The sequence below is a fragment of the Nocardia sp. NPDC057663 genome (genome assembly GCF_042799895.1).
GTDB lineage: Bacteria > Actinomycetota > Actinomycetes > Mycobacteriales > Mycobacteriaceae > Nocardia.
Genome location: NZ_JBHVHX010000015.1, coordinates 74,997 through 85,252, shown reverse-complemented (window position 1 = coordinate 85,252; position 10,256 = coordinate 74,997). Strand labels below are relative to the sequence as shown.

The following is a 10,256-nucleotide window of genomic DNA, read 5'->3' as shown; positions in this document are numbered from 1 at the left end:
CCGACCAGTCCGAGCCCGCCTGCCACCACGAGGTGTAGACGCGGCCGTCGTTGCCGGTGATGAACAGATCGAGATTGTTCGATGTGCGCGCCACCGCGGCAACCGGCGCTCCGGGCGGGAAGACGCCGCCGATATTGCGCCACCGGTTACCGATGCCCGACCAGTCGCTGCCCTGCTGCCACCACGACGTGTAGACGCAGCCGTCGTTGCCCGTGATGAACAGATCGAGATTGTTCGACGTCCGCGCCACCACCGTCACCGGCGCGCCGACCGGGAAGATTCCGCCGATAGTGCGCCAGCGGTCTCCGATTCCGGACCAGTCCGAACCCGCCTGCCACCACGACGTGTACACCCGTCCGTCATTGCCGGTGATGAACAGATCGAGATTGTTCGACGTCCGCGCCACCGCGGACACCGCCGCGCTCGCCGGGAACACTCCGCCGATAGTGCGCCACCGGTCACCGATGCCTGACCAGTCGCCACCCTGCTGCCACCAGGACGTGTAGACCCGCCCGTCGTTGCCGGTGATGAACAGGTCGAGATTGTTCGATGTGCGCGCGACCGCGGAAACCTGTGCCGTGCGCGGGAATACGCCGCCGATATTGCGCCACCGATCACCGATCCCCGACCAGTCCGAGCCCGCCTGCCACCACGAGGTGTAGACGCGGCCGTCGTTGCCGACGGTGAACACATCGAGGTTGTTCGACGTGCGCGCCACCGAGGCCACCGCGGCGCCGGCCGGGAAGATCCCGCCGATAGTGCGCCACCGATCACCCAGGCCCGACCAGTCCGACCCCGCACGCCACCACGAGGTGTACACGCGGCCGTCGTTGCCGGTGATGAACAGGTCGAGCTGGTCGGCGCGCCGGGCAGTCGCGGAAACCCTTGCGGTGCGCGGGAATACGCCACCGATAGCGCGCCACCGATCACCCACGCCCGACCAGTCCGGATAGATGGTGTGCGCGGCCTGGACATCGCCCGCCGACAGCGCCGTGCGCTGCCCCATCGTCACCCCGGGTGGCAGGGTGACGCGCGGCACGATCGTCGCCTGCCCGTTGGTGCTGAAAGCTGTTGCCGGGTAATGCATGATCGAGCCGAAGTCGTAGCCGCCGATATCGTCGCCGTCGGTGATGTGCCGGGCGAAGTTGTGCCGGTCGGCCGCGCTCACATTGGCCAGCCGCACCTCGACGAACCCTTCCCGGTCCTCCCGGCTCTGTTCGTGCCACAGCCCGATCGCGTGCCCCATCTCGTGGATGACGGTCCCGGTCGGCGCGCCCGCGGTCAACTCGATCGTCTGCATGCCGCCCTGCCTGCCGACCGGCGAGCGGCTCGCCGCGCTCGGCACGAACCGCACGTAGTCGGCGTGGACGCCGGTGCGCGGGATGAACCGCAGTCTGGTGCGGGCATTCCAGTGCGCGACCGCGTCGGTGATCCGCTGCTGCCCCGGCAGTGCCGGATCGACCTCGAAGGGGACCACGGCATTCGGCCATCGGAAGTTCGTCCCGGAGATCGCGATACCCTCCGCCCCCTGGCGGGCGGCGATCTCGGCGAGCGTGCCCAAGACGATGTCGCCTTCGAAGATGGCGAGGTCGTCGACCGCCGCGTAGGGCACTTCGCGGAATCCGTGGTTGACGCTGGGAATCAGCGTCGAGCCCGCTTCGGGGCCGGAATGGAATTCGCCGGTGTCGTCCATGTCGGCGCTCGCCGGGACGGTGTCTTCGATGATCATGGGCCGCACTTCCTCTGGATCTCCCCTGGTCCGGACAGTGTCGGACCGACAGCACCCCGGTCTCACGCGTAGCGCGCTACCCGAACACGGCGGCTCAGACCAGGCACACGGGGATGATCACGTCCGATACCGACCCGCACGTGGCCACGGGAATCGCCTGTGTAGACACCAGATCCCCGGCGGCCAGCACACCGTCGCCCGCCCGGTCGATCTGGCAGGCGAGGCCCAGTGCGGTACCCGGTGGACTGACCGGGGCCGCGAGTTCGAACGGAATCCGCGCACCGGGTTCGATCGCGACACCGACAGCCGCGGTCTCGGCGACCAGCGGTGCCGAGTCGTCGGCATAGGTCACGTCACGCAGTTCGACGGCGATGCGTGCCGTCGTCACCGGAGCGTCCGGCGGCAGGACGACGTAGCCCCGGATCCAGCGAACGTCGGCGGCCATACCTCGAGGGTAGGCGGGCGGTCACCGCTCGAGCGGGATCGCGGTGTCGCGCCACGGACCGACACCGAAGCGCTGCTCGGCGACCTCCGCGGATTCGGTGCCGATCGCCTGCCCGATCGATTCCCAGGACGCCCCCGTCGACCGGACGAAGCGGACAGCCTCGACGAGCCGCTGCCGGGCGGACTCGGAATCCTGGAAGGCCAGCCGCACCGGCATCAGCGCCTGCATCTCGAAGTGGTGGCACTCCCACTCCTCGAGCACCAGCCGGGTGAGCACCGCGTCCAGGCGCCCGCCGGGGCAGTGCAGTCGCCGCTCGGCCGGGGCATGGTCGACGGCCCGCTCGGCCCGCTGCCATGGCCGCCCGTGCCATCGGCTGCACGAGCACATCGCCCGCCAGCCGATCATGTCGACGCCGTCCGCGACGACGTCGACGACCCATCCGTGGTGACTCTCGAACACAGCGCTCATACCGACTCCGATGCCGATTCCAGTAGAGGCGCGGTCTCGGTCACGATCAGACCGCATGGTGTGTGGGACTGGTATTCCCAATTACTTACCATGGGCCTCGGAGCGGGCGAGCGCAACCTCGCCCCAGCGTTTTTGGGAGCAGTCACACAACCGCGCGGCCGAGCATGGCGGGAACACCGAACGGCCCGCCCACCGCGGTGCTGCCGTGGCGGACGCGCCGTTCGGTGTGCGCTCTCAGCGCAGAGTCACCGTCGTCGGCAGCGAGGCGAAGCCGCGGTTGTTGGACGAGTGGATCCGCACCAGGTTGTCGGTGTCGATCTCGTAGTCGGCCACCGCGGCGACGATCTCCTGCAACGCCACCCGCAGCTCCAGCTGGGCCAGATTCATCCCGAGGCAGTGATGACGGCCCGCGCCGAAGGCCAGCGAGGCGCTGGTGTCGCGGTCCAGGTCGAAGACGTCCGGGTTCTCGAAGACGGCCTCGTCGCGGTGGGCCGACCCGGTGAGCAGCAGAACGCGGGCATCGGCCGGGATCTGCACGCCGTGCAGCTCGATCGGCACCGTCGTGGTGCGCAGCTGCCCCTGGGTCGCGGGGTCGTAGCGCATCGACTCCGCGATCCAGTCGTCGATCCGGCCGTCGAAGGCGGCGCGGCGCTGATCCGGGTGCAGTGCGGCGGTGTGCCACGCGTTGCCCAGGGTCAGCATGACCGTCTCGATACCGGCGCCGACGAGCAGGATCAGCACCCCGACGATCTCCTCGGGGGTGAGCCGGTCGTCACCGTCGGCCGCGTCGAGCAGACCCGACAGCAGATCGCCGGTCCGATTCTGGCTACGGGCGATGGTCAGCTCCGTGTAGTAGCCGACGAGCGCGCCGATCGCAGCCATCGCCTCGGGCCGCAGATCGGTCGACTCCGCGTCGGTGTACATGATCTCCATGCCGAGCTTGCGCAGCAGTTCCCGGTCCTCCTCCGGCACGCCGACCAGTTCGGAGATCACATCGGTCGGGAACGGGCCCGCGAAATCCGCGATCAGGTCGAAGCTGCCGCGCTCCAGCAGCGGTTCCAGTGTGCGGCGGGCGATTTCGCGCAGTCGCGGTTCGAGGCTCTGCACCCGGCGCTGGGTGAACGCGCGGACGACGAGCTCGCGCATCCTGGTGTGCTTGGGCGGGTCCATCGCCACGAAGGAGAAGAACTTCTCCGCCTGCGGTCCCCAGAACGCGGGCTCCATGCGCAGGCCGTTGGCGCTGGAGAAACGGTCGGAGTCGCGCAACGCCGCCCGGACGTCCGCGTGTCGCGACAACGCCCAGAAGTCGTCGGTCGCGTTGCGGTAGACGGGGGCCTCGGTACGCAACCTGGCATAGTACGGATACGGATCGGCATGGACAGCGAAGTCGTAGGGGCTGAACTGCAGGGGCATGGCCGTGCCTTTCGCGGCGACGTGACAACGCCACCACCGGTCTCGTGTCGGGCTGAACAGGGACGACCGTAGTCGAGAGAGAGGACGCGCGCCGTGGACTTCGAAGCCGCCGCAGATCGGGTGGATGTCACCAAGCCACACCCGGCCCGCCGGTACGACTACTGGCTGGGCGGCAGTGCCAACTTCGAAGCCGACCGCAAGTCGGCCGATGCGGTGGCCGAGGCGTTTCCGTCGATCCATTTCGCCGTCCTGGAGAACCGTAGCTTCCTCCGCCGGGCGATCCCCTATCTCGTGGAAACAGCGGGTATCCGGCAATTCCTCGACATCGGTACCGGGCTGCCGACCGCGGGCAACGTCCACGAGCTAGCCCAGGCGGTCGCGCCGGAGTCGCGGGTCGTCTACGTCGACAACGACCCGATCGTCCTCTATCACGCCCGGGACCTGCTCGACAGCTCCCCGAGCGGCGCGACCGCCTACATCGACGCCGACCTGCGCGACCCCGCCTCGATCCTCGAGCACCCGGCGCTGAGCGGCACACTCGACCTCGACCGGCCGGTGGCCCTCATGCTCTGCGCGGTGCTGCACTTCCTGACCGACGAGATGGAGCCCTACGACGTGGTCAGGCAGCTCTGCGCGGCACTGCCTTCGGGCAGCTACCTGACCATGACCCACGCCACCGACGACCACCTGTCCGCCGAGGACCTGCAAGCGACCATCGAGGCCAACGAGCGCAGCGGCGTCCCGTTCCGGCTCCGCTCGACCGCGGAGTTCACCCGCTTCTTCGACGGCCTCGACCTGGTCTCCCCCGGCATCACCTCGGTGATCGACTGGCGCCCCATCGAGTGGCGCCCGCATCCGCGCAAGGAAGCGGTGTCGATGCTCGGCGGGATGGCCCGCATCCCCTAGCGCTCGTCCCGCGAGAGCCGCGCGAGGAGACGCACGAAACACGTTGTGCCGCAGGCAGTTCGGCCACCACCACCGGCGAGCAGACAGGCTGAGGAGCCGGGCCACCGCGCCGACCGGGCCGCCCGGCGATCCTCGGCCGACGACCACGGTCGAGGTGGTCTCGCCGAGTAGAATCGGTGGCGGTGACCAGTGTCGGTCGTGCGGCCCGGCGTGGTCACGGGAGTGGCAGATGAGCGCTCGCGACGACACTGAATCGGGACAGCTGCCCCGAGGTCTTCGGCTGCTGCTGACGTCGGTCACGGTGTTCTTCGTGGTCATCCTGGTGGTGCCACGCCTGATCCACATCTATATCGACTGGCTGTGGTTCGGCGAGGTCGGTTACCGCAACGTCTGGTCGACCGTGCTGCTCACCAAGCTCACGCTGTTCGGTGTGATCACGGCGCTCGTCAGCGGCGTCGTCTTCACCGCGATGTGGCTGGCCTACCGGTCCCGTCCGGCCTTCCTGCCCGCGCGGTCCGAGGACCCGCTCGGCGAAGTGCGGCGTGTGGTGGCGCGGTGGCCGCTGCGATTCGGGGTGGGCATCGCCGTCGGCTTCGGGCTGCTCTGCGGTCTCATCGGGCAATCACGCTGGGAGACGGTGCAGGTGTTCCTGCGCGGCGGGTCGTTCGGCGTGCACGACCCCCAGTTCGGCCGCGACATCGGGTTCTATGTCTTCGATCTGCCGTTCTACCGGCTCGTCCTGAGCTGGTTCTTCGCCGTCGTGATCTTCGCGTTCCTGGCCGGCCTGGCCACCCACTACCTGTTCGGCGGACTGCGGATCACCGGCAAATCGTTCGGCATCACCGTGGCGGCCCGCGTCCAGCTGGCGGTGATCCTCGGGCTGTTCCTGCTCATGAAGGTGGCCGCGTACTGGCTCGACCGGTACATCCTGCTGTCGAGCAAGCACAGGGAGCCGACCTTCGCCGGCGCCGGATACACCGACATCAATGCCGTGCTTCCCGCCCGCCTCGTCCTGTTCGCGATCGCGCTGGTCTGCGCCATCGCGGTGTTCTCGGCCGTCGTGCTGCGCGACCTGCGGATCCCGGCGATGGCGGCCGCCCTGCTGCTGCTGTCCTCGATCGTGGCCGGTGGTGTCTGGCCGCTGGTGGTCGAACAGTTCTCGGTGCGCCCCAACGCCGCCGACATGGAGAGCCCGTACATCGAACGCAATATCGCGGCGACCCGCCAGGCGTACGGGATCGGGAGCGACCGGGTCGACTATCAGCCGTATCCGGGCGTCGGCTCCACGCAACCACCGCGGGTCGCCGCCGACGCGACCACCATCGCCGATATCCGGCTGCTCGATCCGCGTGTGCTCTCGCGGACCTTCACCCAGCAGCAGCAGCTGAAGAACTTCTACAGCTTCCCGGAGCACCTGGATCTGGACCGGTACAGCATCGATGGCCGCCTGCGCGACTACGTGGTCGCGGCCAGAGAACTGACGCCGGGGGCGCTCAGCGGCAACCAGTCGCACTGGGTCAACCGGCACACCGTCTACACCCATGGCGACGGGTTCGTCGCGGCGCCGGCGAACCGGGTCAACGCGGCGGTCCGGGATGCCGCCGCCGACAGCTCGGCGAGCAACAGCGGCTATCCGATCTACGCCGTCAGCGACATCGCCTCCCAGCAGACCGGGCATCAGATCATCCCGGTCGAACAGCCGCGGATCTATTTCGGTGAGGTGATCGCCCGGACGGACCCGGACTACGCCATCGTCGGCGGCGGCACCGAGCCGCGCGAATACGACACCGACGCCACCAAATACACCTACGCCGGCGCGGGCGGCGTGCCGATCGGCAACTGGCTCAACCGGCTCGCCTTCGCCACCAATTACACCGAACGAAACATCCTCTTCGCCAAGGCGATCGGACCGGGGTCGAAGATCATCTTCCATCGGGACCCGAGGGAACGCGTCGAGCTGGTCGCACCGTGGCTCACCGTCGACAACAACCCGTACCCTGCGGTCGTGGACGGCCGGATCGTCTGGATCGTCGACGCGTACACCACGATCGACGGCTACCCGTACGCGGCGCACAGTTCCCTGGAAGCGCTCGAGCACGCGGACGGACCGCCACGCGACCCCGAAGAGATCTCCTACGTGCGGAATTCGGTCAAGGCCACCGTCGACGCCTACGACGGCACCGTGACCCTCTATCAGGTCGACGCGCAGGATCCGGTGCTGGCGACCTGGATGCGGGTCTTCCCCGGCACGGTCGAACCCGAGTCCTCGATCAGCCCCGACCTGCGCGCGCATTTCCGGTACCCCGAGGACCTGTTCGTCATCCAGCGCGACATGCTCGCCCGCTATCACGTGGACGAACCGCGAGAGTTCTTCACCAACAACGCTTTCTGGTCGGTGCCCAGCGATCCGACGGTGGAGGCCAACCCGCAACAGCCACCGTTCTACGTCCTGCTCGGCGATCCCGGCGACGCCGAGCCGTCGTTCCGGCTGGCCAGCGCGATGGTCGGGTTCAAGCGGGAGTTCCTGTCGGCCTATATCTCGGTGCGCTCGGACCCGGAGAACTACGGCAGGTTCCATGTTCTGCAGTTGCCCACCGACACGCTCACCCAAGGGCCACAACAGATCCAGAACTCGATGATCTCCGATACCCGGGTGGCGTCCGAGCGCACCCTGCTCGAGCGCTCGAACCAGATCCAATACGGCAACCTGATCACGCTGCCGATCGCCGACGGCGGGGTGCTCTATGTCGAACCGCTGTTCACCGAACGGATTTCGACAGCGCAGAACGGGTCCACCTTCCCGCAGCTGGCACGGATGCTGGTCAGTTACCGGGAGCCCGGCACCGGCGGTGTCCGGGTCGGGTACGCCCCGACTCTCGGGGAGGCACTCGACCAGGTCTTCGGCCCGGAGACCGGCAATATGGCGACCGCGCCCGGCGGCGGTCCCGGTGCGCCACCACCACCTGGCAGACCGGCGGCGCCACCACCCGGTCAGCCGCAGACCGCGCCCGTCGGGCCGCAGGTGGACGAGGCGGCGATCGCCCGGCTGGAGGCCGAGCTCGAAGCGGCCCGTGCCGCGCTGGAACGGCTCGAACAGCAACTCGACGAGATCCTGCGCCCGGACAAGTGACGGCGGCTACGGGCAGCCCTCGAGGGTCGCCTGCGCCAGTTCCGCCACCACGTCGGTGACGTCGTGCCGTGCCCGCATGGCCAGCACCTGCCGTTGTGCTCCGTTGCCGCGCTTGTTCACGGCGGCGATCGCGTCGGTGACGAAGGCGTAATCGCCGCTGTCGCGCAGCGCTGGTTCGATGCGGTCGACGAGCTCGGCGAGCAGGTCGCGGTACTGGACGACACTGCCCCGGACCGGGTGCAGGCCGTTGCCGTCCAATCCCGAGTGCGCGGCGCCCCAGTAGGCGGCGTGCAGGACCTCACCCGGCACGGGCGGCGCCGGCTTGTCCTGGGCGATCGACCGGAGCGCCGTGGTGACCATGCCCCTGGTCAGTGCGGCCAGCAGGGCGGATTCCTCCGCCGTGGCCGGGATGTCGCTCACCCGGATCTCGACGGTCGGAAACGACTCCGACAGGCGGATGTCCCAATAGACCATCTTCTTGTCCAGAATGCTGCCGCTGGCGTGCATCATGGCCACGAGCGACTCGTACTGGGTCAGTGAGGCGAAAAACGGCGGCGGGCCTGCGCTGGGCCAGCGCCGCCACAGGATGTTGCGCCAACTCGCGTACCCCGTCTCGCTGCCGCGGTAGATCGCCGAATTCGCGGTCAGGGCGAGCAGCAGCGGCAGCCAGGGACGCACGTGATTGCTGACCTGCACCGCGATGTTCCGGTCGGGCACCGCGACGTGGACGTGACAGCCGCACAGACCCTGCTCATGGGCGAGCCTGCCGTAGGTGTGCGCGATCCGCTGGTAGCGCGGGGTGTCGGTCACCGGATACCCCTGCGGCACGGTCGGCGGGACCGCCACCGCCAGCAGCCGGGCATCGTGCTCGGCCGCGCAGTCGGCGACCCCGCGCCGCGAGGTGCGCAGCTCGGCGAGCAGTTCGCCGATATCGGAATGCACCCCGGTGGTTGTCTCCACCTGGCAGCGGGTCAATTCCAGTTGCAGATCGATCCCCGCCCGCCGCGCTGTCTCAGCGACCTGGGCGTTCTTGGGTGCCGGCGCACCGGTCCCCGGGTCTGTCAGCAGGAATTCCTCTTCGACCCCCACCGTCGGCACATCCGCGAAGCCACCCACAGCCACCCTCCTCCACTCACTGAGCTCGCCTGGTGTCACCGGACGAACCCGGTCACACAACCAGCACGAGCTCGAGGCTGCTGCGCAATGCCCGAGCAGGGGTGTGGAGGTGCGTGAACGAGTCTGCTCGGACGCTACCCGCGTTCGGGACGAGCCGACAGCCCCGACACGGGAACCGAAGCTCAGGAGCGATCGTGCCGTGACTCGTAGGCGATACGTTCGGCTTCGATGCGGCGGCGCTCGTCGGCGTCGGCGAGCTCGGGGTCGAATCCGTGGCTGACCAGGCGGTGGCGCCGGTACACATAGACCAGCGCGACGGTGAAGTAGACCAGCGGCAGGTACAGCAGCGCCATCATCGACAACCCCATCCACAGCGGGCCGGGGACCAGCAGGAACAGGGACAGCACCGGCAGGACGGGCAGCAGGAAGCGCATCAGATAGCGGCGGGTCGCACCGGGGCCGGTCAGATCGTTCAGCACCCAGTCCGACATCGACGGCGGCAGTGTGGCCCCGCCGACGTAGCGCAGTCGCTGCCAGAGGTTCGGGGTCGAGCCGGTCATCATTGCTCCCTCGCTTCGGCTGCGCGCAGCGCGGCCGCGTTCACACGACCGAGGACATCACGCAGTTCTTCCAGATCGGCCAGGCTGACGCCGAGCCGCGCGACGACGGCGGGGGGAATCTGCTCGGCCTGCCTGCGCAGCGCCTGTCCGGCCTCGGTGAGGTCGATGAGCAACGTGCGTTCGTCGTGCGGATCGCGGCGGCGGGTGATGAGCCCGGCCGATTCGAGCCGCTTCAGCAACGGCGACAGCGTCGCCGAGTCGAGCTGAATCGCCTCGGCGACGGACTTCACCGACATCGGCGCCTCGCCCCAGAGGGCGAGCATCACCAGGTACTGCGGGTGCGTCAGCCCCATCGGCTCGAGCAGCGGCCGGTAGACCGCGAGCACCGAGCGATTGGCCACCGCCAGCGCGAAGCACACCTGCCGGTCCAGCCGCAGCGGGTCGTCGAGCTCCTGCATGGTTCCACCACCTTCCTTCGTCCACACAGTA

At 68.6% G+C, this 10,256-nt stretch carries 9 protein-coding genes; 2 read left to right on the top strand and 7 right to left on the bottom strand.

Going from position 1 to position 10,256, the window contains the following annotated elements; all coding sequences use genetic code 11:
• The 4 genes from ACFVAV_RS25980 to ACFVAV_RS25965 all read right to left on the bottom strand — a co-directional run.
• Positions 1 to 1,729: M12 family metallopeptidase (locus ACFVAV_RS25980; RefSeq protein WP_379037890.1), on the bottom strand; the 1,729-nt coding region annotated here is incomplete at its 3' end.
• A 94-nt stretch (positions 1,730 to 1,823) separates the two neighbouring features.
• On the bottom strand, positions 1,824 to 2,174 hold the full coding sequence (locus ACFVAV_RS25975; RefSeq protein ID WP_379037889.1) for a hypothetical protein: 351 nt from the start codon (positions 2,172 to 2,174) through the stop codon (positions 1,824 to 1,826).
• A gap of 21 nt (positions 2,175 to 2,195) precedes the next feature.
• On the bottom strand, positions 2,196 to 2,642 hold the full coding sequence (locus ACFVAV_RS25970) for a hypothetical protein (RefSeq protein ID WP_379037887.1): 447 nt from the start codon (positions 2,640 to 2,642) through the stop codon (positions 2,196 to 2,198).
• 234 nt (positions 2,643 to 2,876) lie between these two features.
• Positions 2,877 to 4,055: a cytochrome P450 gene (locus ACFVAV_RS25965; protein ID WP_379037885.1), complete on the bottom strand. Its 1,179-nt coding sequence runs from the start codon at positions 4,053 to 4,055 to the stop codon at positions 2,877 to 2,879.
• 93 nt (positions 4,056 to 4,148) lie between these two features.
• Here ACFVAV_RS25965 and ACFVAV_RS25960 point away from each other — a divergent pair, with 93 nt between their 5' ends.
• A complete protein-coding gene (locus tag ACFVAV_RS25960; protein WP_379037883.1) occupies positions 4,149 to 4,961 on the top strand; it encodes an SAM-dependent methyltransferase in 813 nt (270 codons plus the stop codon).
• A gap of 229 nt (positions 4,962 to 5,190) precedes the next feature.
• On the top strand, positions 5,191 to 8,091 hold the full coding sequence (locus ACFVAV_RS25955; protein WP_379037882.1) for a UPF0182 family protein: 2,901 nt from the start codon (positions 5,191 to 5,193) through the stop codon (positions 8,089 to 8,091).
• 6 nt (positions 8,092 to 8,097) lie between these two features.
• On the opposite strand, the gene ACFVAV_RS25950 is transcribed toward ACFVAV_RS25955, so the two are convergent.
• The 3 genes from ACFVAV_RS25950 to ACFVAV_RS25940 form a co-directional block, all read right to left on the bottom strand.
• The gene (locus ACFVAV_RS25950) at positions 8,098 to 9,207 is read right to left on the bottom strand and encodes a glutamate--cysteine ligase (protein ID WP_379037881.1); all 1,110 of its coding nucleotides are present in this window, start codon (positions 9,205 to 9,207) and stop codon (positions 8,098 to 8,100) included.
• 182 nt (positions 9,208 to 9,389) lie between these two features.
• Complete coding sequence (locus tag ACFVAV_RS25945; RefSeq protein WP_379037879.1) at positions 9,390 to 9,770, bottom strand: DUF5313 family protein; 381 nt, start codon at positions 9,768 to 9,770, stop codon at positions 9,390 to 9,392.
• The gene (locus ACFVAV_RS25940; protein WP_379037878.1) at positions 9,767 to 10,225 is read right to left on the bottom strand and encodes a MarR family winged helix-turn-helix transcriptional regulator; all 459 of its coding nucleotides are present in this window, start codon (positions 10,223 to 10,225) and stop codon (positions 9,767 to 9,769) included. The genes ACFVAV_RS25945 and ACFVAV_RS25940 overlap by 4 nt, the downstream gene beginning before the upstream one ends.
• Positions 10,226 to 10,256 lie beyond the last annotated feature (31 nt).